This is a genomic window from Halococcus sediminicola (genome assembly GCF_000755245.1).
GTDB lineage: Archaea > Halobacteriota > Halobacteria > Halobacteriales > Halococcaceae > Halococcus > Halococcus sediminicola.
In genome coordinates, this window is record NZ_BBMP01000007.1 from 1 (window position 1) to 22,969 (window position 22,969).

A 22,969-nucleotide genomic window follows, 5' to 3' on the forward strand; every position below is an offset into this window, starting at 1 on the left:
ATCCAACTCCTCGACTTCATTGCCTCAAACCAGTACCGAACAATCCCGACGCCGTGTGTCGTTTTCAATAGAGCAGTTTGATGTCCTTCTGTATGAGATGGCTATTCATCTGCGTTCAGAGCCACATGTTCAAGCAGGCACCGCTATGAGTAGGTGTGATGCCATCGCTGGACGTCGTCACGGTCGGTAGTGCCCTCGTCGACTATGTCTACACGCTTTCAAACTTGCCGGAACCTGACGGCGGAGCGTTCGTCCGCGAATCCACCACAACTGTCGGTGGCGTTGCAGCGAACGTCAGCTCCGGACTCGCCGCACTCGACCGTGACGTCGGGACCGTCGCACGTCTCGGGAAGGATGCCGGCAAGGACATCAAAACCACGTTGCGAACGCGTGGTCTGGACGTCACCCGGGTTCGCTCCGGTCCGGAGGAGTCCTCGTATACGTTGATCTTGCGAGGTCCTGGTGGAGAGAGGATGGTCGTCGCTGGCGGACAGAGCGTGCCACAACTCCGACTCGATGCTACTGATAGGAACTATCTTGCTAACGCGAACGTTGTTTTCAGCAGTGCTTATGCCTCCGACGCGGTCGTCGCCGAGCTCGTGGCGGCGCGTGAACGTGGCGAGATTTCGAAATTCGTGTTCGATCTTGCCGGCCCTCTCTCGGAACTCGATGGACGCGGCACCACACCGGAAACGATCGATCGAGTCCTCTCGGTGGCTGACCTATTCGTGGTCGGTGAAGTGGCTGCTCGTTCGTATTTCGGTGGAGGTGTCGAGGATGCCATCGCCGCTCTCAGACGACATCCCATCCCGTGTGCAGCCGTCACTCGCGGAAACGAGGGAGCAGTTCTCCTCGCAGGTGATACAGCAATCGACGTTCCAGCAATTTCGGTCCCAGTTGAGGACACGACGGGCGCGGGCGATGCATTCACCGCGGGGCTCACTCACGCATGGATACTTGGCACGGCTTCACCAGCGGACGCAGGACGGTTCGCTGCTGGCGTCGCTGCGCTCAACTGTACTGCCGAGGGTGCTTGTGGCCGTCTTCCGTCCGAACCTAACGTTCGAGCGCTTCTTGACGAACGCTAGGGGACGGACGCGACGAGGCGCTCGACCGCTGCTTCGTCGACGGGAGCGGTCGTTTCGGCGTCGCGTTTCAGCGTCGTGCCAACGATCGCGCCATCGGCGACGGAAAGTAGGTCGGGTGCCGTTTCTGGAGTGATCCCGCTTCCGATCAGAACAGGGACGTCGAACCCGTGGTCGTCACGGCACTCGACCACTCGGTCGAGAACGGTCGTATCGACGGCTGCACCGGTTCCCGTCCCGCTGACGACGACGCCATCGGCACCGCCACGTTCGATGAGGTCGCCGAAGGTTTCTTCGAGAGTGCGTTCAGCCAGCGTAGCGGAGTGTTTCACGTCGATGTCGGCGATAACGGCAACGTCGGCGTCGAGTTGCTCGCGCAACCGCAGCGTCTCGTGAGCCATTCCCTCGATAATCCCCTGATCGGTGAGACGAGCACCTGTGTGTACGTTCACGCGGACGAACGCGCCACCTGTCGCAGCGGCGATACCGAGCGCGCTTTGCACGTCGTTTCTGAGAATGTTCACGCCGAACGGAATTGACACCTGATCGCGGAGCGTTTCGGTGAGTGCGGCGATATCAGCGACGACGTGTCGCGGCACACGGTCTGGATAGAATGGTGTGTCTCCGAAGTTTTCGAGCATGATGCCGTCGACGCCGCCTTCTTCGAGTGCGGTAGCATCTTGAGAGAGGCGATCACGGATCGCGTTTCGATCCCCACCGTAATCGGGTGCGCCTGGAAGTGGGGGCAAGTGAACCATTCCAATAATCGGTGTTTCGGTACTGAAGACGTCCATGTGCACACCATGCCCGGCTAGTGGTTTAATCCTACAGATACTGTTGTGCTGCCCAGAGCAATGATCTGGTGCATTTCAATCGATATTTGATTGTCGTTTATGCATAGTACAGATCGAAGGCAGTCGGGTGAAGGTGTATTCGTAATTGGAGAGCAAAGGACAAGTAAAGTCGCCAGATGATTATAAATTGACAAACATAATAAACGCCATATCGGTGAAGAAGAAACGGTTCGTGATTTGAGATCAGCCAGAATGTGAAACTGAGGGAATATCAGAATCTATAATCACGAAAACGTCTCAAAATCGACTATCTTATCACGACTCGTTATTATAGAGGCGGTATAGGAACGATTCGTTATGACCAATGAGATTCTGATAACCGGCGGTGATGGATCCGTGGGAGAGGTACTCGCGGATCAGCTCACAAGTGACTCGGTCACAGTCGTGTTCCTCGATGAGCATGAGCGTGCGGTTGAACGTGCAGCAGAGGCGGGTGCTGACGCCCGAATGAGCGATCCGAGCGAGGCGGCCATACTCGACCGTGAGGATATCGAAGAGATGGGTACTGCTATCGTTGCCTCGCAGAAGGACAGCCACAACTTGCTGGTCGCACAACTTCTCCGGCTCCGACGGATCGAGCGCGTTATCGCACTCGTGAATGATCCCCGGAATGTCGAGGCGTTCGCTGCAGCCGGCATTGAACCGGTATCCGCCTCAGCCGCCCTAGCTGGTGCACTCAACCGACAGCGCCGTGTCGTCAAATATACCGAGCGCTCATCAGGGCAAGAGGCAACAAATGCGGCAAAGCGACGCCAGGAGCGCGAGGAATTGACCGACGGTCCGGAACGCGAACGGGTCCGTTTGGACGGAGCGGGGGGTGACACGTAGTGCCCAAGGAACTCGAACGCGACCTCGGGCTGGTTTCGGTTTTGGCCATTAGCATCGGCGCGATGATTGGGAGTGGTATCTTCATCCTGCCCGCGGTCGCCGTCGGGTACGCGGGACCAGCGGTCGTGCTCGCCTACATCCTTGCCGGATTAGTCGTTCTCCCGGCGGCACTCTCGAAATCCGAAATGGCGACGGCAATGCCCGAGTCGGGCGGCACCTACGTCTTTATCGAGCGCGGCATGGGACCGCTCTTAGGAACGGTCGCTGGTATCGGCACATGGTTTTCACTGTCATTTAAAGGGGGATTGGCGCTGGTGGGTGGAGTGCCGTACCTCCTCTATCTGTTTGACGTCTCTTCGGCGATTACAACGCCGCTAGCCCTCTCCCTCGCCGTAATTCTCGTTCTCGTCAATCTGCTTGGGGCCAAGCAGACAGGGCGCGTACAAGTCGTCATCGTTGCTATCATGCTCGCTGCGCTTGGTTGGTTTGCAGTTGGTGGGGTTCCATCGGTGCAGGCGGCAAACTACGCGGGCTTTTTCGAGGGTGGTGTCGGCGGGATTCTCGCGGCCACTGGACTCGTGTTCGTTTCGTATGCGGGCGTGACGAAGGTGGCCAGCGTCGCTGAGGAGATCGAAAACCCCAGTCGGAACATTCCCCTCGGCATTCTCGGCTCACTCGGGTTCACCACGGCGCTGTATGCGCTCATCGTGGTCGTCATGCTCGGCGTCACCGACACGTCGGCGATTGCCGCCTCCGAGGCACCGATGGCGGTCGCCGCAGAGGCTGCTCTTGGTTCGGCAGGCGTTCTCGTGGTAGTGATGGCGGCACTGCTCGCGCTGGTGAGTACTGCCAACGCGGGCATCCTTTCATCCTCGCGGTATCCGTTTGCGATGAGCCGGGATGGTCTCGTTCCCGAATCGCTCGGGGAGATCAGTGAGCGTTTCAACACGCCGAGCACGTCGATCACGCTCACTGGCGTTGTGTTGCTCGTTCTCATCGCGTTCGTCCCGCTCGAAAGCATCGCTAAACTGGCGAGTGCGTTCCAGATTCTCGTGTTCATCCTCATCAACGTCGCCGTGGTCGCGTTCCGTCGCGGAGCGATGGAATACGAGCCGACATTCGAGTCGCCGCTGTACCCGTGGATGCAGGGGTTCGGTGTCATCGGTGGGCTCGTCTTGCTCACTCAGATGGGGACTATTCCGCTTGTCGGGGCTGTCCTCATTACAGCCGGCAGCGTCGCGTGGTATTTCTGGTACGCCCGCGGTCGTGTTGAGCGCGAGGGAGCAGCTATGGATGCGGTTCGCCGCAAGGTCGGTAGACAGGCTATCGAGCGCACCCGCGACGCTGTCGCCCCAACCGAGGGATATGAGGCGCTCGTGGCGGTTCCAGAAGATATGGACCCTTCACACGAAGGAATGCTCGTGGACGTCGCGGCGGACCTCGCAGCACCCCAGTATGGTGCGGTATCGGTCATACGGTTCGACGAGGTAGCTGACCAAGTGCCGCTTGAAGCTGCCGCTGAGCAATCTTCCACTGATATCGAATTCGAAGAGCGAGCCGACACTCTTGCGATCGACCTCGATATTCCGGTGCATGTCGGCGAGGTCGTGAGTCACGACACTCGCCACGCGCTGGCGAATTACGTCGAAGAGTGCGATGTGGACATGCTCGTGATGGAACAGCAGCCGTCGCGGCTCCGCGAGCGAGTGTTCGATTCGGATATCGAGTGGGTCCTCACTCACACCGACTGTGACGCTGTCATCGTCAATAACAGCGAGACGAAACGCGAGAAAATTGAGACTGTGGCCGTGCTGACCGATCAGGGGCCCTATGATCCCGCGAAGATCGCCGTCGCCGACGCAGTGGCGGCGGCCCACGACGCGGCGATTACATTAGAGTATACACGCGATAAGTCCGTCTCCGAGGAACAGCGCCGGACCCTTGCTGATTACCATGAGGAGGTCGCGGCGCTCTGTTCGGTTCCGATCAGAACGGCGCTCGTCCGCTCGGATGGTGGTGTGAGCGGTGTTGAGAATGACGATACCGATATTCTGGTCGTCGGTACTGATGGACAGTCACTCGCCGAGAGTGCCGACTGTCCCGTGCTCGTCGTGCGACCACGTGAGGAGACCTCACCTAGACGACTCGAACGGGCACTCGAACGCTGGCTGCTGTAGAGCGAACGGTAAATGCCTTTCCGAACGCAATTCTCGTATTAGAGTATGCCATCAAACGAACTTGACGAACTGGACCGGTATGTCATCTATCGATTGCAGAAAGATATTCGGGGGACGTCAGCGGCTACCATCGCCAATGACTACGGTGTTTCGCCGAGTACAGTCCGCAAACGCATCAGCCGTCTCGAAGACGAAGGTATCATTCGTGGATCCCATCTCGATATCGATTACGAGCAAGCGGGATACCAGCTGTTCACCATCATTTTCTGCACTGCTCCGATTCCCGAACGCGAACAGCTCGCCCAAGAGGCATTAACGGTCCCTGGTGTGGTATCTGTTCGGGAGCTAATGACCGGCGAAGAAAATATCCATGTTGTTGCGGTCGGACGTGATGGAGACGATCTTAGCCGTATTGGTCGTGATCTTGCGGCACTCGGTCTTGAGATAGTGGAAGAAGAACTCGTTCACAACGAGTATTCTTGTCCACTCCATTGGTTCGACAAGCAGAGCGATTGAGCCATAGGGATTAGCAGAAAGTGTTGATACTTTCGCGAAGCGTACGAGCAGTATGATGGAGCGGATGTGAATGCAGTAAGTCCTCTCGCCGATAGTAGAGACAGCCGACGAAGACCTCTGTCCCCGAGCCGGGGATGAGGATCTGAAGAGAGAATGGTATTCAGTGACGACTTCAGATTTATTGACCGCCTCCTTAACGAAGGGTAAAACAGCCTGAATCGATCACACTACGAGTGAGTATTCATTGTTCAACTCTGTGTCCGATCAGTATTCAAACGGAGAGGAACACTCTAATCCGAGTACACGCATGAATGCCGATGGATGGGTAAACGTATTCACAGTATCGATAGTTTGCGCGCTATTGCCGTATTCTTCGTTGTCATTGCCCATGTCCAGCCTTTTGCTGGATTCTGATCACACGGGAACTACATCTATTTCGTCTTAGATCCGATCGGACAGTTCGATGTGCCTTTCTTTTTCGTGACCTCAGGATATTTCCTCAAATCCAAACTGGATTCCGGTAGTGCTGGATCGACGATTCGAAGCTCCTTTCAGAAATTGAGTTCGCTGTATCTGTTCGGGATTGGTCTCTACATCTTATCAGTAGCGCTCACGACCGGTATTGCACTCCTCTCAGGGCGAAAGCCGGCGGCGAGCCTTAGCGGCTTGTTCAGGAACCTCTCTCCAGTTGGAGTGGTGTACTATGGTGATGCAATTGCATCTCCGTTTTGGTTTCTCACAGCGTTGTTCTTTGCTATCTGTTTGGTCTCGTTGTTCGTTGCCCTTGGGAAGACTCGCTATCTGCTTCCGGTGGCTGCAACGGCACACGTCGTCGGTTTGCTCGGTCAGAACTATCCAATGATCGTTGAACTCTCGATTCCGACTCGTGATGCGCTCTTTTTCGGGTTTTTCTACGTTGCTCTCGGTTTCTGGATCAGATCAACCCAGTGGACACCAAGTACGAATCGTCGTCGAATGTACCTTGGAGTCGTTATTGTCGCAACGATTGGACAGGTTTCTGAACAGTATGCCGTCAACTACCTCTTTCGGGGTCTCACGATTAGTCAGGAAACATATACTACCGAATACACGATCGCAACGGTCATTCTCGTTTTTGCCTTGTTTGCGTACGCTCTGTCAAATCCTGATTGGGGAAGAGGGACGATTGCTCCGCGATTGGGAACGCTCGCTGTCGGGGTCTATCTAGTCCATTTCCCAGTGTTTCAGATTCTGAAGGCATTGAACGGACTTTTGGTGACCATGAGCGGATTCAATCTGATGTCGACCGGTGTGTGGCAGGTTCTTGTAACACCAGTTGTCTATGTTCTTTCGTTGGTCGTGTATGTTTTTGTGGGGAAAATAGGGCGAGATCGGCGGTAGCCACGTTCCGCGACTTGATCGCATCCGCGCTCGGCGTCAGGATACTCCATAAGGTGCGCCCGCGCAATCTAGTGCTGTGGTTACTGTGTCCACATAGTTTTCAGACTCTTTCTGGAAGCATATTGAATATACTCACGAAGCCGTCTCAGCTGGGGAAACATCGAATCGCTTCTCGAATTGCTGGACTGCTTCATCGGTTCCTACAATCACGAGCCGTTCATCACCCGTAAACTCCTGGTGAGGATCAATAGTGCTGGAAAACCCGGAAGCGTCGGTGACAGCGATTACCCGACAGCCAGTCGTCTCATAGATCTCCGATTCGGCAAGTGTCGATCCAACAAATGGATCCGCAGAAACACGGATAAGACGGATCTGACTCGCCGGTGCGAGCACGTCCTCGCCGCGAAGTTCTTTCGCGATCATCCTCACACTTACCCGAGGAATCGAGAGGACGTAGTCGGCTCCGGCACTCAATGCTTTGCCCGTTGCATCCGTATCGCTCACCCGAACCAGTATCTCGATATCCGAATTCAAGGATCGTGCGACGACTGTGGTCAGCAACGATGCCGAGTCATCGGGGAGTCCAACGATAATCGCACCTGCGCTTTCGATACCAGCTTTGTGCAGTATCTCTTTTGACCCCGCATCGCCGATGACATCGACCGACTCACGGTCTTCGATGTCAATCGTCACGCTGTCGATTCCCGAGTCGGTGATGATCGACTGTGCAGCTTCACCGCCTTCACCCAAACCGGCGACAACAACCCGCTCGTGTTGACGGAGCGACCGTGCGGGTCTGGTAAAATCGCTCACTTCCTCTAGGGCACTGTGCCCGCCTGCTACCAACAGAACCGTATTCGGACGGATGATCGCATCGGGAGACGGTGGTAACTGTAATTCTCCGTCGATCCACGCGCCGACAATGTTCGCCCCCGTCCGTTCTCTGATGTTCGAGTTCCGGATCCGTCTTCCATCCAACTGACTCCCCGGATGAACTGTTATCTCAGTCACCTCGATGTCGCCTCCTAGGTCGATTGTGTCCGTCAGTTGGGAACTGAACGAAGAGACTGCCTTTTCGGCGAGTCTGTGACCCAACACTTTGCGTGGCGAAAGAACAGTATCTGCACCTGCCTCTAATAGCACGTCACGCACATCGTTGTCGTCAGTGAGGACGATTGTCTCAATGTCCGTGCTGAGGGACCGTACCGTAAGGATCGTATTGACGTTTGCATCGCCTGCATCAGCGACGACCGTCCGTGCAGTACTGATACTGGCCCGTTCGAATGCTTCCGCATCTTGTGGAGAGCCATGGATGGCCGAATACCCCTCGTCGGAGAGGTTTCTAGCATTTTCTTCGGAAGACGAGATCAGTACGTACTCAACGTCTAGCTCTCGGAGCTCATCGAGAAGCACGGCGGAGTCGCGACGATATTCACAGATAATAACGTGATCTTCTTTGGGCGTGAGTCGATCATCAAGGTTGACATCAGATTCGCTGAATAGTGGTATGATGATGAGACGAAGGGTGAAGAAACCGATTGCAATACCCGAGATTTGGGCCAATATTACGAATAGGTACATCAAAGGATGGCTCCACAGGTCTGAGTCCTGACCGTAGCCGGTTGTCGTCATCGTCTGAACAATGTATTCAAACGATGCGAAAATCGACTGATTTACGCCTTCTAGCCGTGCCAGCGCAAGATTATACACGACTGTATACACGAGGACTAAGACCCCAAGTCCGGCGAGATAGTAGGCAACGCGCCGATTTCTCCGAGAGAATTCGATTTTTGATACCGTCCAGGGGAAGGAGACCATTATGGGCTGGTATCGATTTGCAGGTATCCCGAAAAAAGGTTTGTACTCGTCGTTCTCGGCAGTACTGAATATCTAGAGAGTCACTGGCGATTGTTTAGAAGAGTGTCAATACGATTTGTTTGCCAATATTGTTTGTTTCTGTATATATTTTGCTGATCAGCTTCTTCGAAAACGTTGGTCATCTGGTCAGCGAACTCGCCGGCTTCGATATGCGAGTAGTGCTCGCGAACGACTTCCTCGGCCTCGACCCGGCTTGAGCGCGCGAGACACTCGACTAATCAGAACGAACAGAGCGTGAAGCTGCCTTCTTCACCCGGCAGACCATCGTCGCCTTCATAACGCATTACCAAACCGACGGCGGGCATCAAGTGCTCCATCACGGCGTCGATAGTGGACTGAAGCCGGTCAGCGGGAGCAGGCCTCTTGCTGTCTGTGTTGCTCCAATCCACGGACTCATGACATCCCAAATCAAACTCTTATCGAAGAGACAATGGATATGACCACCAGTAGTGAGAGCATTCGTGGGAATTGATGCGAAGGAGAAGATATCTGCGAACACTCGGCGGATTTCCGTTGGTTGCTGCCGGGGCTGCGGGATGTCTCTCCGGTGGCATGAACGGACCTGCAGAACGAGCGCTCACAGCCCAGGAAATTGGTGAAATGTGGACATATTCTGAAGGAGGATCGCCGACGATTGCCGAAAGTGGTACCATTGTTGCGAATTATCACGCCAGCGATCCGTATCCACAGTCGGTCCAGCTCCGCCTGTGGCCCTGTGAGGGTGAAACACTCGAAGCGCTCGGTGGGACTTGTTCGTTAGGGAATCTTCCAACACAAAAGCGGGCCAACGAGAGTGTCGAGACGATGAATCACTCTCTTGGTGAAACTGCTTTCCTGTGGTGGACGGACGTCGCTACCGATATCGAGGTCGTCACCGCAAACCACGTCTTCCGTCTCACGCACACGCCAACCGGCGAGGCGAACACTAATTCCCTCCAGGAGATACCGTCCCGCGACGCTCGAATCGAGACAGTCACCAATATCGCCCGACGACAATCGGAAAAACTCGCCCGTGTCACCTCAGCTATCACGCCAAAACGCACGTAACAGGTCTTGCTGCGGTCAGCAGCAAGACTGAGACCGGGACCGCCCGCTCGGCGAGTGGCAACACCATCGCGTTGGTGGCGTTCCGCCGCCGACTGCGAGAGGTTCGATGCTCCCGGTGCCGAACCGTCCTCCTCAGCAGTTGCTCGGTACTGATTTCTCCACCCAATTCATGTCTCAGAGGTAGTCAACTGGCGAGCCTTGTGAGGTACTGAGTATGTCTTCGGTCAGCCTACCCAAGAGCGTGGTCTAAACTTAGAGCACGGTCAGGGTCGCTGAGGGCTACTTGGTCAGCGATGCCCTGGCGTTCTGTGATTTCTTCGACTGTGTCGCGGAGTTTCCTATCGGCAGTTATCAGTGTGACAGTATCGTTCTGGGAGAGTTCACAGACGAGCGCGGGGATATACTGATCAGCTTTGACCTCATGCTCCGGTAACGAATCGTCAGCAATACGCCGTCGTGCTTCGTCAATCACGTCACTATACGCTTCGAATTTTGGTTGACGAAGCACGAGATACCCCTCGTCGATGAGCTCTTGGATTGTCTGAGCTGCGTTTCGATGATTTTGGGGAGCGTTGTCGGCATCAAGAACGTCGTCGACGAGTTCTTGTTTGACCGACCGAGGGAGGACGAGTTTCGTTCCCGCTTCGACGGCGGTGTAAACGCGTTCGGGAAACGCTCGTCCGTGCATGATGATGGCGTTCGCATCGAGGACGACAACACTCATCGGTCGAAGAGATCGAGCTCGGCAGCAAGGCGAAGGAAATCAGCATGTACCATATCGAGGGTAGCGCTGGCTTCGCGGTAGGTAAGATCGCCAGTCTCGACGCGCTCCCAAATCTCGACAATCTCTTCGATGACTCCATCGTCGTATTCAGCAAGCATGTAGTCGATCGTTTCGGATTCGGCTGTGACAGCCATGGAGATCGCTTCCAACGAAAGATGAATATCGAAATCAACAGGTGAGTAGACCGCGGGCTTGCCCTGCTCTCGGTGGAGCAATCCTGCTGTGGCGAGATCGCGGCAGTATTCGTGTGCAGTCGTGTGAGGAAAGCCGAATTCGTCTTTGAGATCGGTCACGGAGAACGGCCCGTGTTCGGCAGCATAGCCGAGAATTTCGAGTTTGCGGTCGTTGGCCAACTGTTCGACGACGGTGTGAAGCCGTTTCCGGGAGAGGGGAGTGTCACCAGTAGCGCTCATACGGTTTTCACGTATATACTTATTCTCTGAATGAGGTAAGGCTTTCGTCAGTAGGCAAGCGTTTCGAGGGAGTTGAGCATGGTCGTTTCTCGACCTCGGCGAGAGGAGGACACTGGCACTATGCACCTGGCTCTGTCAGTAATCGCCGATATCGTTAGCTTTGGGTGGTAGTCGTCGAGTACGCTGTCGGGGTGTACTGCATTTTGGTTTCGGCTAAGAGAGGATATGTTTTGGCCGGATAATATCTCTGCTCGACAGACTGTGTTCGTGTTCATTAATGAACTCGTGGTTAGAGAGCTAAGCACGAATAAATGGGTAGTCGCATACCAATCATACACGATTTCACACATTCGATGAAGAAGTCACCACGCTTTTTTAAGTGCTGGGAAGGCGTGTAGGAGAACGGGATTCTAACCGAACTGGCCGCAGTTACTCTCATTGTCCCACATTGAAACAGTCAAGTATTGATTTATGACATCGTCGGCAGCAGATCTCCCGATCTATAAGTAGATCTTGGCGGATTTCAGCACTATGATGTCATGTTATCGCCTCTCGCAATTGTAAGTGAGGTGAAAAAGCCATAATAGGCAATCACACCTGCCAACATGCACAGATAGTATGCCCATTGTGGGCCATCGAGTACGTTGAACAAAATTGAAACCATCGTCACCCAACTGCAGGCGAACACTAGATCGATGAGCATGTCAGATTTGTGTTCGTCAATGTGTTCTTGGAGATTCATTGATAGTATCTCGAAGTACGTCTCTTACACAGTCCACGGCTTGTAAAGGCGCGCGATCTGCTGCAATTGCTCGTATTACCCTTCCTGTTCTCTTGAGTTTCGAATGGTACGGTTCCTCCTCTGTGTCTATGTGACACAAGCTGTACTTGTGATGCGCCGAGCAGCAATTGATGGTTAACGGTGGTTGGTAGTGACGCTCTTGATGAGGGAGCAACTCCTAGCACTGTCGAAGGACTGATCGGCGCTAAGGTAGACGATCTTCCGAATGAGTATCGGCTCTGTAAGTTCGATATGACTCTTAGCTGCCGACTTTTCAGGTGAAGGGAGACATCAGTCGTTAGTTGATGTGAGAATCTCACTGTTTCTCACCACCGTCTGTAGCAACCTCTTCCGCACTCTCCATTCGGCTCATTGGCTCAGGACTGTGACATTGGCGAACCATACGTTTGACTTTTTGTGGCGGATCGTCGGTGACTAGTGAGATCGCGATGATGACGGTCATCACGACCGGTACGCCGATCAGTGCCGTCGATGTCGCGGGCAGCACCGCGTTGAGTGCTGGCAGGAGAGATCCCTCACCACCGATAACCTCCGAAGCATAGTCGTTGATGATGGTTACGATAGAGATTGCCAGCCCAACAAGCATCCCAGCGAGAGCGCCCTCCCGAGTGGTGCGCTCCCACCAGAGACCGAGGAAGAACACAGGAAACATCACAACACCAGCGATAGCGAACGCCACAGCGACGAGGGAGGCGATAACACCAACGTCGGCAATTGCTGTCGCCGCTACCAAAATCCCGAGTCCGAGTATCGTCAACCGGCCCACGATGAGCTGCTCGCGTTCGGATGCCTCGGGTTTGTAGAGGTTCGTGTAGATGTCGTGTGCGGCAGCCGAAGACCCGGAAATGAACAGCCCTGAAACCGTCGCTAACGCCGCTGCGACTGCCCCGGCAGCGACGAGACCGACGAGCCATTCTGGAAGGTTGGCGAGTTGTGCCGTGAGAACGACCACGACATCACCCTGAGCCGATGTGAAGGGGAACGACAGTGCTTCACTCTGGTCAAACAGCAACGTACCGAACGCGGCGTACGTGGCGGTGCCCCAGTACAGCAAACAGATGAAAAACAGTCCCCAGACGCAGGACCACCGAGCCGTCCGCTCGTTGTCGACTGTGTAGAAGCGGACCAGCACGTGTGGCAGCCCGCAAGTACCAACGATCAGGGTGAAACACAGTGCCACCCACTCGTAGTAACCGGCGTTGGCGAAGGGGGCTGTGAATTCGCGAGCGATCTCCTCTGCGACAAGTGTCGCTTCATTGCCGAATTCGAGGTATGGGAGTACGGTTGAATAGCCTTGTGTCCAGCCGACTGCGTATAGTCCACCAAGGAATGCGATGATGAGGATAACGTACTGCAGCGCCATGTTCTTGGTTGTACCCAACATCCCTGAGAGAGCAACGTAGCCGATAGTGACGCCCATGAGAAGGATCACTCCCTGTGTGTAGCTCGTACCGAAGAGATACATCGACATCAGGCCCATGCCGCGTCCCTGACTGACAGCATACACATATGCGATGAACAGCGTTGTCACTGCCGCAATGGCGCGGCCAGTGTCGGAATAAAACCGATCTGCAACGAAATCCGGCGCTGTGTACTTACCGAACCGACGGAACTGCGAGGCGAGGAAGATGAGGAGGATGAAATAACCTGCTGTCCAGCCGACGAGATACGCTAGGCCGAAGTAGCCAAGTGTGGCAATGGTTGCTGCGACGCCGAGATATGACGCTGCCGACATCCAGTTGGCACCGATTGCCATTCCGTTCTCAATGTTCCCGATCGACCGACCAGCGACCCAGAGGTTGTCAGTATCGGCCACGCGGAAGAAAAAGCCGATTGCAAGGAAAGCTACCAACATTCCTATGGTTGTGAGCGCCGGAATGAGTTTGAAGCCGATGTCGAGCCCTTCAGGCACGATTTGTAACAGGACATCCGTACTCATGCGTTCTCACCGCCATCAGTTGCTGTCGCCGAGTCGGACTCCGTTCTCGTCTTTCCGTGCTCGATTCCGTATTTCTCATCGAGCTTGTCGCGTCGGTAGGCATACACCGCCGACAGGACGAGCGCGCCGAATGGCGCGGCGATACCCGTCAGGAGAATATGTAACTGGAAACCAAGGACAATTGTCTCGGTCATCAGGTCAGGAAAGACGAGTGCAGCCGTCACCGGTCCAAAAACGGCGACCGTCCAAGCGAGAAACGTCACCCAGATCAATCTCAGATGGTCTTGCATGAACGCAGTATCTGGTTTGAAGATATTCACCTCTGCATCGAGGTAATTAGTGGAATGACGGCTCGTCGTCATTCTGCCATCTGTTTCCGTTGTTCCCGAATCGTTCGGCGTCTGTGTGCGGTCGTCAGTCATTGTATTACCATTGTTGCTGTGTTTGTTTGTGTTTCCAGCCACCGCTGTACGGGGTCACTCATCTGGCGTCGTGACTTCGAAACCGACATTACGAATCGGCTCCCCCGACTTGCCGCTGGATCTCGTTGACGATCTCTGGGTTGCGGAGCGTGTTCGTACTGCCCACCTTCTCCCTGTTGGCGATATCCTCCAATAATCGGCGCATAATCTTTCCTGAACGGGTCTTCGGGAGTTCAGGGGTGAAGACAACTTCTTCAGGACGCGCAATGGGGCCAATTCCATCTTCCACACCGGCGATGATTGCATCCTGCATCTCATTATCGCCCGCGTAGCCATCCTCGGTGATGACGTAGGCGTAGACGGTCTCGCCTTTCACCTCATGGTCACCGCCAACGACTGCGGCCTCGGCAACACCCTCAACGCCGACGATGGTGCTCTCTATTTCCATCGTCCCGAGGCGATGACCGGAGACGTTGACAACGTCGTCCACCCGCCCGAGGATAGTGAGGTAGCCGTCGTCATCGATTTTCGCGCCATCTTCTGGGAAATAGACCCAGTCGTCGGAATCGCCGGAGTCGGTATCGGAGTACTCCGCCCAATATTCCTCGATGAAACGCTCGTCGTTTTGATACAGCGTTCGCAACATGCCGGGCCACGGCCTCTGGATGGTGAGATGGCCTGCTCGTCCAGCTGCAATTTCTTCGCCCTCGGTATCGACGATTTGGCTATCGACGCCCGGCAACGGCGGCCCGGCGGAGCCGGGCTTCATGTTGTCGACGCCCGGTAATGTTGTCACCATCATTCCGCCGGTTTCGGTCTGCCACCACGTATCGACGACCGGACACGATTCGTCGCCAATATGTCTGTAGTACCACTTCCACGCTCGCGGGTTGATCGGTTCTCCGACGGTGCCGAGTAACCGGAGACTCGATAAGTCGTGGCGAGCAGGGTACTCCTTGCCCCACTTCATGAACGACCGGATCGCCGTTGGTGCGGTGTAGAGCTGAGTGACGTCGTATTCGTCGACGATTTCCCACAGCCGGTCTTTCTCGGGATAATCTGGCGTTCCCTCATACATGACAGTGGTCGTGCCGAGCGCGAGCGGCCCGTAGACGATGTAGGAGTGGCCGGTAATCCAGCCGATATCGGCCGAACACCAGTAGGTGTCCTCGGGCTTGATGTCAAGAACAGCGTGAGTCGTCCACGCAACCCACGAGAGATAGCCACCAGTGGTGTGTTTGACGCCTTTCGGCTCGCCAGTCGTCCCCGAGGTGTACATCAGGAACAACATGTCTTCGGCGTCGCGGGCGACCGGTTCGACCTCGCTTTCGGCATGGTCCGCGATTAGGGTGTCGTAGTCGTGATCCGCCCCCCGCATCGAGTGGTCGTACTCGTCGCCGAGACGATCGACGACGATGCTCGTCACATCATGATCGATCTGGGCGATCCCCTCGTCGGCTTTCGGCTTGTGTTCGAGGGTCTCACCCCGTCGATAGTAGCCGTCGCAGGTCACCAGCATCTGAGAATCGGCGCTGTTCATCCGGGTCGCCAGAGCATTGGCTGAAAATCCGGCGAAAACGACCGAATGGGGGGCACCAAGGCGGGCGCACGCGAGCATGGCAATCGGTAGCTCCGGCACCATTGGCATGTAGAGGGTGACGATATCGCCCGCTTCGACACCGTGCTCGCGGAGGGCCGCCGCGAACTCGCTGACCTCGCGATGAAGGTCACGGTAGGTGTATGTGCGGGTTTCGCCAATCTCACCGACCCACTCGATGGCGGTCTCGTCGCCGCGCTCGTCGAGATGACAGTCGAGGCAGTTCTCCGATGCGTTGAGCTCGCCACCGGTGAACCACTCGTAAAAGGGCGGGTTCGAGTCATCGAGGACCTGTTCGTACTCCGTGGACCAATCGAGAAGGGCCGCGGCGTTTTCCCAGCACGCTGGCCAGTTGTCCGCGAACTCGTCGTAGATCGACGGATCGGACACGTTTGCCTGTTCGACGAACGATCCCGGTGGCTCGAACTCCTCTTGCTCGGCCAGCCGGGCTTCCAGTTCGACATCTTGCTCCGACATGGGCGAGTTTCTCTCCCGATGGATCTATCATAAATAAGCCTGCTAATTATTCCAACAGGCTTGTTTTCACCCCATATCCCGGCAATTCGATGGTTTCGGGGCCGCTATCGCATTTTTGATCATCGAAGCAAGTGTTGTCATTTCTCACGTATACTGTTCCCGCGGACCGAGACGGCACTAAACAGTTAGGTAGAATACGTCTGCCCTACGGATTGCACTACCTGATCTCGTCAAAGAACGACTGGAGTAGCTTCTTCTGGGCAATACGAAGGTGATGGTGGAGGGTCGGCGACGAGACGTTCAGCGAGTCGGCCAGTTCCTCAGCCGTGGAGTCACGCGGCCACTCAAAGTAACCTCCAAAGTAGGCTGATCGCAGCGCCGCCGTCTGTCGTTCGGTGAGTTCGTCGGCCAGTGTCTCCCGAAACTGAACATCAGTCGTGGTCTCAGGTTCGGTTTCCCGTTTCGCCGTCAGGTGGGCAGTCGGAAACGCGTCGGTCACGGTTTCAACAATGCTTCGAATGTTTGCGTCGGTCGAGACCTCCCCGACCAGCTGTCCACCGTGTGAATTGACTTCGTAGGATTGAATCTGGCCACCAGCGGTTGCGAGCACCTGGATTGGGGAATTCCGGAGCGTGAGTTCGAGCAGAACTCCCGTATTGTCATCGCCGACAAATCGGATGTCCTCTACGCTATCGGTAATGGCCGCACGTTCGAAGACTGCGTCCGGCGTGACCGCTCGGGCAGTAACATAACAGAGCACCCCCTCGTCGGCAGGGACAATACCAACGAGTTCGAATTCACAGTCGAGTGCGGCCGCAGTTTCGGGCAGGAAGGGTGTCTCGTGTCCGATATCGAAGGTCAATTCGGTCGCTGTATTAGCCAGCAGCAGCTGTTGATGTTCGATCACGGCGAGCGCGTGGCCGACCTGTGCACCGAGCACGCCGAGCAAGTCACGTTCAATAGCGTTGGCGTCCCCTCGGAGCGTTCTGATCCCAACCAGACCGCGGGTTGTCTCACCAACGAGCGGAACGACGAGTAGCGTAGTGTCCCCGACATCCGTGGCTTGGACCATCTTCTTCTCGGTTACGGCGGCAATGAGATCGGTCTGATCGGCAAGCGTTTGCTCAATATTGTCGATCGCCACGCCGGTATGTGCCTGAATCGTGAAGTCGTCGTTGATCCTCTCCACGATCCATGCGAAGCGATACCCATCCGTATCGGCCAGTTGGCCACAAACCATCTCGTAGATATCCTCTGTACTATCGGCGACCGCGAGTGCCTCCCCTACATCAGCGGCAACCTGCACTGTTCGCCGGAGCCAGCCGGGCAGACCCTCGGCTGTCATTGTCCTCTCCTCCGAGAGGGCCGCTACGAGCTCCTCTCGATCCGGGGATGGAAGATATGGTTCCAGCGCAGCCACCCGATCGTAGGCGGTCACTGCAAGGACGATCCGTGTATCAACACCGTCGTGTAGCAGTTGGTAGGCGTGGGCGGCCCGAAGGTCCCGACTCGATATTTCCCGAAATCGGCTGTCACCGGTCGCGTCAGCGGCTCGCGTGCCATTCTCGCGAACCAACATCTGGACACGACGCTCCGAGATATTTACGAGTGTGTCGGTGCCGTTGACCGACTGGGTGTACTTCTGAACCGCATGAGCCACTGCTGCCGGAACGAACGCCTCGCGATCTCCGACGTCCAGCAACCGGGCGGTGCCGACCTGTTGGATATCATTGGGATTGACGGCGACCACTTCACTCGGTTGTAGTCCGACTTCTCCACATAGTCGGACAATGAGGTCGCCGCGGTGGGTCTGGGTTGCCCGACGGAGGCGCTCGTAACCACCTGCACACAAAAACTGGGCTATCCCGTCCATCCTATTTCGGTTCTATTCAGAGCAACGAAATAGATGCTGCGGTCGCTACGCCAGATTATTGGTGTTGCTGTCGTAGTGTTCACTCAAACATCCAGAATCGTTTCGGAACTGTCTACTTGTCCGAAACTCTATCCCCGTCCGAATCCAGTTCGCCGACGACTTCGGGGTTGCGCAGCGCGCTGATATCGCCGTAGTCCTCATCGTTGGCAACCGATTCCAATAACCGACGCATGATCTTCCCCGAGCGTGTCTTCGGAAGTTCAGGCGTGAAGATGACTCGCTCGGGACTGGCTACTGGCCCGATCGTCTTCTCAACGGCGGCGATCACCGCCTCATGGAGTGCATCATCGCCAGCGTGCTGTGCCACCGGGCTGACGTAGGCATATATTGACGTCTCCCGTGTCGAGTGATCGACGCCGACGACCGCCGCCTCGGCGACATCCTCGACACTGACGACGACACTTTCGATTTCCGCGACCCCGATTCGCTGATTGGCAATGGTAATGGCATCGTCCGTCCGACCAAGGACGCGGATATAGCCGTCACCGTCGACAATTGCCTCGTCGCCCGCCAGATAACACCATTCGTCGCCTGCAGCGGCGCTAGCCCCCCAATCAGTCGCTTCCGCAAGCTCCCGGGGCATCCCCGGCCATGGCGTCCGAACTGCGAGCACACCCGTCTCGCCGGCTGGCAGTTCATTGCCAGCTGGACCAACGACGGTGGCGTCGATCCCCGGCAACGGCGGCCCGGCGGAGCCGGGTTTCATCCTGTCGACACCGGGCAGCGTCGAGACGAGGATGGCTCCCGTCTCGGTCTGCCACCACGTATCAACGATTGGGCATGATTCGTCACCTACGTGTTCGTAGTACCACCCCCACGCGCGCGGATCGATGGGTTTTCCGACAGTGCCGAGTAGTCGGAGACTCGAGAGGTCATGGCGAGCAGGGTACTCCTGGCCCCACTTCATGAACGATCGAATCACAGTCGGTGCAGTGTAGAGCACATCGACAGCGTTGTGTTCGATGATCGAGAAAATCCGATCTTTCTGAAGATGATCGGCGGTTCCCTCATAGAGCATGGTTGTCGTGCCAAGCGCGAGCGGCCCGTAGACGATATAGGAGTGGCCAGTAATCCAGCCGATATCGGTCGAACACCAGTATGTGTCCGTAGGATCGATATCAAGCACGTTACGCGCGGTCCACGCAACGTGAGCAAGATAGCCACCGGTGGTGTGCGCGACGGATTTCGGCTCCCCAGTTGTCCCGGAGGTGTAGATCAAAAATAAAGTCTCCATTGAGTCGCGGGCGACCGGTTCGACCTCACACCCGGCGTTGGCAGCAAGCAGCTGATTGTAATCGTACTGGTTGGTTCCGAGTTGGGTGTCACCGAGTCGCTCGACGACAACAGTGGCCTCGAGGTCATGATCGATGGTCAATCGAGCGTTGTCCGCACGGCGCTTCTGGTTGACCGCGTCACCGCGTCGGTAGTATCCGTCACAAGTTACAAGGAAGCTCGAATCGGCACGCTCCATTCGCGTCGCCAGTGCATCAGCGGAAAAGCCCGCAGAAACGACGTTATGCGGTGCACCGAGGCGTGCACAGGCAAGCATTCCCACAACCAGTTCGGGGACCACCGGCAGATAGAGAGTGACGACGTCGTCCGCCTCGACACCGCGCTCGCGGAGGGCCGCCGCGAACTCGTTGACCTCGCGATGAAGGTCGAGGTAGGTATAGGTGCGCGTCTCGCCAAGCTGTCCCTCCCACCGGATCGCAAGGTGATTTTTCCGTTCATCGAGATGGCGGTCGAGACACTCGTGACTAGCGTTGAGCTTTCCACCATCAAACCATTTGAACGGTGGTGTCTCGTCGTCAAGAACTGCCTCATACGATTTGAACCAATCGAGAAGGTCGCCGGCGGCGTCCCACGCATCGGGCCACTCGTTGCTGAAGCACTCACGAGGATCACTTGTGAGGGTAGCCTGTTTGCGGAACGCAGGTGGCGGGTCAATCGCGTCGTCGACGTCCATTGATCCGATTGTCGGGCGACCCATGACTAAAGTTATGGGTCTTCCCCATTAACGCGTCCGACACCGTACTGTTCCGGGTGAGTGGTTGATACTTAGCGCACTGTCTAGTTGAGAGCCTCCTCATCGCACGTGACCCCTGGCCATTCGCACAGTCGCTGCACAGCGGCCTGGTCGTTCAGTAGATCCTGCGTAGCGAGCAGTCTGACTTCAGCCACCTCACAAGAGCTCTCATCAAGCATTGCACGAGTCGCATCCCGCGAAATCGCGTGGTATTCGCCAGTCAATTCACTGCGATCGAGATAGTACTCGGATTCGTCCGGTGGTCCCTCAACAGTCATATCCATCGGCTCGATCTCACTAGACTGGAGCCCCATCAGCCCATCAACCAACATCTCTTTCAGATTCTCCTCTCCGATGGCGTCTACCGTAGTCTGGAGCGCCTCAAGGTCCTCTCGTGTTTCATCGGGAGGCTCATCATTGTCTGTCATCAGTTGAACAATCTTGGAGGTGTTATTCAGAGGTGATCCCGCTTTCGTCAGCGAACTTCACCACGGAGACAGGGCAATCTTTGGTTTCGATGGTACATACACCAACGGAGTTAATTCGTTGGGGTCCATACCAACGGTAGGGGATGACTGATGATGGGACACCAGAAGTGGCATACGAGAAGCGGAAGGTGGTACAGCCGGGAACGCTTGTCCGATACAAGTTTATCTATCCGGCAAACGCTGAGCGATACCCACCCGGAGTGTGCTATGCGCTCCACTACGGTGTCACCGACCCGGCCCACCCGTCCTCCGAAGTTGAGTGGCCGGTCGGTCCCGAACAGGGTACGATGCTCCGCTACGACAACGACCACGGAGATGGAACGCATCATCGGCATGTCGACGGCGACCTCGATCCCGACTACGAGTTTCCCGGCTCGTTGGCGGCGATCTACGAGCGATTCTTCGAGGAAACAGGAATTGAGCCGTTCGGACCATCGCCAGAGGAGTACGACATATGACTGAGAACGACACCGATGACGAACACATGACCGAGAGCGAGGAGCACGCTGGAACGTACCCAGATTCCGTCACTGAGGAGTGGGCACGAACACTGCGTGTGACCGTCGAGTCCGACGAGCGGAGTGATGAAACTGAAACCTCACATCCAACCATCTCGTTTCCCGATGTGGATACCGTGACTGGAGTGTTCACTGATTCCACGCTCGCGCTCCTGCGCGCGCTCAATATGCATAAGCCAGCGAGTATTCGCGAGGCGGCACGGTTGGTGGATCGAGACAAGAAGAACGTCTATGACCAGCTCCGAAGACTAGCTGCCTACGGCGTTGTCGAGTTCGTCGAAGATGGAAACGCGAAGCGGCCGGTAGTTCCCTATGACGAGATTATGTTTGACTTTGCGGTGTCGCTTAGTTCCTCCGACAGGGAGAGCGCCGACGACCCTGCTATAGCTTGATTTTGTTTTCTAGTTTCCTGATTCCATAGATGTGGGCTACGTAGGCGACTACTCGGTGACTCCAGTCACAATATTTTGTGCCTCAGAGTAAATCAGGCGGTTATCACGGCCAGAAGACACTTGCTTTGGATGCGTTGTAGTGGCGAGTTGTAAGAGATTACTAAATATGAGTGAATTAGTCGAGCATGTCACAGATGATGCATTGCCCGATCGCCCGATAGAAACTGTCGAACTGCAAAATACTCGTCCAGGGAACGAGGCCGCTCTGGTTACCTTTGTAGACGGTGATTCGGTCTACGTAAAGACGGCAACCGATACCACCGAACGACTTACGCGTGAGATCGCAGCGACACAGTATGCAGAAGCTCACTGTTCGGTCGGAACGCCCTCAATCGTAGCCGCTAATTCAACTGCCGATCTTCCGTATCTCGTGACGGAGCCAATGCCCGGAACAGTTCTAAATGACCCGTGGATGGATGGGGCTGACCGGGAGCCGCTGGTCAGGCAAGTCGGACGTCAGATTGCCGAAGTCCATGACGCTGAATTTGACCAGCCAGGAATCATCACAGGAGGAGATGCTTCGGGGCTGAATTTGACAGATACCACATGGACGGAAACGCTTTGTAATACTATCGAATGGCGTGCTCAGGACTGGTTTGCCGACCGATTCAGTGATCTTCCGGGCCGACTTATCGACACGATTCAAGCGGTGAACCCGACGCTTGATGGAATCACACCGACGCTCATCCATGGCGACCCGAGCCGTATTAATGTCTATCTCGATCCAGATGGACTTCTCGACTGGGAGCGAGCACTCGTGGGTGACCCAGCGTTCGGATTAGTCGAGGCAACGTTCCACCACCTCGGGCAACCGGATGTCTCAGAAGACGAGCGGTCGGCCCTTCGGTCTGTACTCTATGACGGCTATCGGGAGCGTGCAGGTGCTCTTCCAACCGGACTCGAAGAAAAACGTGCCCTGTACCGGGCGATGGCGAATCTACTCATCCCCCAAGCGTTCAACGACTGGGCATCATCAGCTGAGTCACAGGATGAGCTCGCTGCTGAGGTTCGCGAAGATTTCGAGTCCCGGCTAGACCAGGCACGTAAAGTAGCATCATAGATCCACAAGCAGTTGGAGGACGAACACATACTGCTCGACTTCCCTGGTAGAATACTTTAGTCATCTACCAGACTGGTAGAAACTGGGGTAGCTTTAAATCGTAGACAGGGGTGGCAAAAAGCACCCCACCATGTCCGGGAAATCCCCCCCCCCTTCTTGCTCGCCAGCGACGACAGACCAGCAAGTACGCGACCGACCAACTCGGGATCGAACCCGCCTGATCGATGTGTATTCCGACAAGCGGACCGGGACCAATACCGACCGCGATGGATACGGCGAGATGATTGGCCGTC

General features: G+C 55.8%; 20 protein-coding genes. 9 read left to right on the forward strand and 11 right to left on the reverse strand.

All coding sequences use genetic code 11. From position 1 onward, the window contains the following. The first annotated feature begins 158 nt into the window (after nt 1–158). Nucleotides 159–1,088 (forward strand): carbohydrate kinase family protein, encoded by a 930-nt coding sequence (locus ACP97_RS04245; protein ID WP_049996603.1) that lies wholly within the window; start codon nt 159–161, stop codon nt 1,086–1,088. Here the strand turns inward: ACP97_RS04245 and ACP97_RS04250 are convergent. Next, the gene (locus tag ACP97_RS04250) at nt 1,085–1,879 is read right to left on the reverse strand and encodes a BtpA/SgcQ family protein (RefSeq protein WP_049996604.1); all 795 of its coding nucleotides are present in this window, start codon (nt 1,877–1,879) and stop codon (nt 1,085–1,087) included. The two genes, ACP97_RS04245 and ACP97_RS04250, sit on opposite strands and share 4 nt — an antisense overlap. Before the next feature lie 357 nt (nt 1,880–2,236). Here ACP97_RS04250 and ACP97_RS04255 point away from each other — a divergent pair, with 357 nt between their 5' ends. The 4 genes from ACP97_RS04255 (at nt 2,237) to ACP97_RS04270 (ending at nt 6,840) form a co-directional block, all read left to right on the forward strand. Continuing rightward, the gene (locus ACP97_RS04255; RefSeq protein WP_049996605.1) at nt 2,237–2,767 is read left to right on the forward strand and encodes an NAD-binding protein; all 531 of its coding nucleotides are present in this window, start codon (nt 2,237–2,239) and stop codon (nt 2,765–2,767) included. After that, complete coding sequence (locus ACP97_RS04260; protein WP_049996606.1) at nt 2,767–4,944, forward strand: amino acid permease; 2,178 nt, start codon at nt 2,767–2,769, stop codon at nt 4,942–4,944. The genes ACP97_RS04255 and ACP97_RS04260 overlap by 1 nt, the downstream gene beginning before the upstream one ends. A 45-nt stretch (nt 4,945–4,989) precedes the next feature. Then, entirely contained in the window at nt 4,990–5,460 is a 471-nt protein-coding gene (locus tag ACP97_RS04265; protein ID WP_049996607.1) for an Lrp/AsnC family transcriptional regulator, read from the forward strand. A gap of 465 nt (nt 5,461–5,925) precedes the next feature. Further along, a complete protein-coding gene (locus ACP97_RS04270) occupies nt 5,926–6,840 on the forward strand; it encodes an acyltransferase family protein (RefSeq protein ID WP_237561088.1) in 915 nt (304 codons plus the stop codon). Nucleotides 6,841–6,972: 132 nt separating this feature from the next. Here ACP97_RS04270 and ACP97_RS04275 read toward each other — a convergent pair whose 3' ends face one another. Continuing rightward, the gene (locus tag ACP97_RS04275) at nt 6,973–8,658 is read right to left on the reverse strand and encodes an NAD-binding protein (protein WP_049996608.1); all 1,686 of its coding nucleotides are present in this window, start codon (nt 8,656–8,658) and stop codon (nt 6,973–6,975) included. Between the two features lie 864 nt (nt 8,659–9,522). Between ACP97_RS04275 and ACP97_RS20725 the strand changes: the two genes are divergently transcribed. Then, a complete protein-coding gene (locus ACP97_RS20725) occupies nt 9,523–9,765 on the forward strand; it encodes a hypothetical protein (RefSeq protein ID WP_237561090.1) in 243 nt (80 codons plus the stop codon). 229 nt (nt 9,766–9,994) lie between these two features. Here the strand turns inward: ACP97_RS20725 and ACP97_RS04285 are convergent, their stop codons facing one another. The 9 genes from ACP97_RS04285 to ACP97_RS04325 form a co-directional block, all read right to left on the reverse strand. After that, nucleotides 9,995–10,489 (reverse strand): hypothetical protein, encoded by a 495-nt coding sequence (locus ACP97_RS04285; protein ID WP_049996610.1) that lies wholly within the window; start codon nt 10,487–10,489, stop codon nt 9,995–9,997. Next, nucleotides 10,486–10,902, reverse strand: a complete 417-nt coding sequence (locus ACP97_RS04290; RefSeq protein ID WP_237561091.1) for a helix-turn-helix domain-containing protein — start codon at nt 10,900–10,902, stop codon at nt 10,486–10,488. The genes ACP97_RS04285 and ACP97_RS04290 overlap by 4 nt, the downstream gene beginning before the upstream one ends. 589 nt (nt 10,903–11,491) lie before the next feature. Then, complete coding sequence (locus tag ACP97_RS21230; protein WP_049996612.1) at nt 11,492–11,704, reverse strand: hypothetical protein; 213 nt, start codon at nt 11,702–11,704, stop codon at nt 11,492–11,494. A 355-nt stretch (nt 11,705–12,059) separates the two neighbouring features. Beyond that, on the reverse strand, nt 12,060–13,703 hold the full coding sequence (locus ACP97_RS04300; protein WP_049996613.1) for a sodium:solute symporter family transporter: 1,644 nt from the start codon (nt 13,701–13,703) through the stop codon (nt 12,060–12,062). Further along, nucleotides 13,700–14,125 (reverse strand): DUF4212 domain-containing protein, encoded by a 426-nt coding sequence (locus ACP97_RS04305; protein ID WP_049996614.1) that lies wholly within the window; start codon nt 14,123–14,125, stop codon nt 13,700–13,702. The genes ACP97_RS04300 and ACP97_RS04305 overlap by 4 nt, the downstream gene beginning before the upstream one ends. A gap of 88 nt (nt 14,126–14,213) precedes the next feature. Next, on the reverse strand, nt 14,214–16,199 hold the full coding sequence (gene acs, locus ACP97_RS04310; RefSeq protein ID WP_049996615.1) for an acetate--CoA ligase: 1,986 nt from the start codon (nt 16,197–16,199) through the stop codon (nt 14,214–14,216). 217 nt (nt 16,200–16,416) lie between these two features. Continuing rightward, nucleotides 16,417–18,072, reverse strand: a complete 1,656-nt coding sequence (locus ACP97_RS04315; protein ID WP_049996616.1) for a bacterio-opsin activator domain-containing protein — start codon at nt 18,070–18,072, stop codon at nt 16,417–16,419. A gap of 112 nt (nt 18,073–18,184) precedes the next feature. Then, nucleotides 18,185–20,098 (reverse strand): acetate--CoA ligase, encoded by a 1,914-nt coding sequence (locus ACP97_RS04320; RefSeq protein WP_079977549.1) that lies wholly within the window; start codon nt 20,096–20,098, stop codon nt 18,185–18,187. Between the two features lie 104 nt (nt 20,099–20,202). Then, a complete protein-coding gene (locus ACP97_RS04325; RefSeq protein ID WP_049996618.1) occupies nt 20,203–20,586 on the reverse strand; it encodes a hypothetical protein in 384 nt (127 codons plus the stop codon). Nucleotides 20,587–20,729: 143 nt separating this feature from the next. On the opposite strand from ACP97_RS04325, the gene ACP97_RS04330 reads away from it, so the two are divergent. The 3 genes from ACP97_RS04330 to ACP97_RS04340 all read left to right on the forward strand — a co-directional run bounded on the left by ACP97_RS04330 (nt 20,730) and on the right by ACP97_RS04340 (nt 22,676). Beyond that, nucleotides 20,730–21,104: a toxin-antitoxin system TumE family protein gene (locus ACP97_RS04330; protein ID WP_049996619.1), complete on the forward strand. Its 375-nt coding sequence runs from the start codon at nt 20,730–20,732 to the stop codon at nt 21,102–21,104. Continuing rightward, complete coding sequence (locus tag ACP97_RS04335; protein ID WP_049996620.1) at nt 21,101–21,556, forward strand: HVO_A0114 family putative DNA-binding protein; 456 nt, start codon at nt 21,101–21,103, stop codon at nt 21,554–21,556. The genes ACP97_RS04330 and ACP97_RS04335 overlap by 4 nt, the downstream gene beginning before the upstream one ends. A gap of 166 nt (nt 21,557–21,722) precedes the next feature. Then, complete coding sequence (locus ACP97_RS04340; protein WP_079977550.1) at nt 21,723–22,676, forward strand: phosphotransferase family protein; 954 nt, start codon at nt 21,723–21,725, stop codon at nt 22,674–22,676. The last annotated feature ends 293 nt before the right edge of the window (nt 22,677–22,969 follow it).

Coding starts and splice junctions, on each gene's coding strand:
- ACP97_RS04245 (WP_049996603.1), top strand. CDS start 159: ATGCCATCGCTGGACGTCGTCACGGTCGGTAGTGCCCTCGTCGACTAT.
- ACP97_RS04250 (WP_049996604.1), bottom strand. CDS start 1,879: ATGGACGTCTTCAGTACCGAAACACCGATTATTGGAATGGTTCACTTG.
- ACP97_RS04255 (WP_049996605.1), top strand. CDS start 2,237: ATGACCAATGAGATTCTGATAACCGGCGGTGATGGATCCGTGGGAGAG.
- ACP97_RS04265 (WP_049996607.1), top strand. CDS start 4,990: ATGCCATCAAACGAACTTGACGAACTGGACCGGTATGTCATCTATCGA.
- ACP97_RS04275 (WP_049996608.1), bottom strand. CDS start 8,658: ATGGTCTCCTTCCCCTGGACGGTATCAAAAATCGAATTCTCTCGGAGA.
- ACP97_RS20725 (WP_237561090.1), top strand. CDS start 9,523: ATGAATCACTCTCTTGGTGAAACTGCTTTCCTGTGGTGGACGGACGTC.
- ACP97_RS04285 (WP_049996610.1), bottom strand. CDS start 10,489: ATGAGTGTTGTCGTCCTCGATGCGAACGCCATCATCATGCACGGACGA.
- ACP97_RS21230 (WP_049996612.1), bottom strand. CDS start 11,704: ATGAATCTCCAAGAACACATTGACGAACACAAATCTGACATGCTCATC.
- ACP97_RS04300 (WP_049996613.1), bottom strand. CDS start 13,703: ATGAGTACGGATGTCCTGTTACAAATCGTGCCTGAAGGGCTCGACATC.
- ACP97_RS04305 (WP_049996614.1), bottom strand. CDS start 14,125: ATGACTGACGACCGCACACAGACGCCGAACGATTCGGGAACAACGGAA.
- acs (WP_049996615.1), bottom strand. CDS start 16,199: ATGTCGGAGCAAGATGTCGAACTGGAAGCCCGGCTGGCCGAGCAAGAG.
- ACP97_RS04315 (WP_049996616.1), bottom strand. CDS start 18,072: ATGGACGGGATAGCCCAGTTTTTGTGTGCAGGTGGTTACGAGCGCCTC.
- ACP97_RS04320 (WP_079977549.1), bottom strand. CDS start 20,098: ATGGACGTCGACGACGCGATTGACCCGCCACCTGCGTTCCGCAAACAG.
- ACP97_RS04325 (WP_049996618.1), bottom strand. CDS start 20,586: ATGACAGACAATGATGAGCCTCCCGATGAAACACGAGAGGACCTTGAG.
- ACP97_RS04330 (WP_049996619.1), top strand. CDS start 20,730: ATGACTGATGATGGGACACCAGAAGTGGCATACGAGAAGCGGAAGGTG.
- ACP97_RS04335 (WP_049996620.1), top strand. CDS start 21,101: ATGACTGAGAACGACACCGATGACGAACACATGACCGAGAGCGAGGAG.
- ACP97_RS04340 (WP_079977550.1), top strand. CDS start 21,723: ATGAGTGAATTAGTCGAGCATGTCACAGATGATGCATTGCCCGATCGC.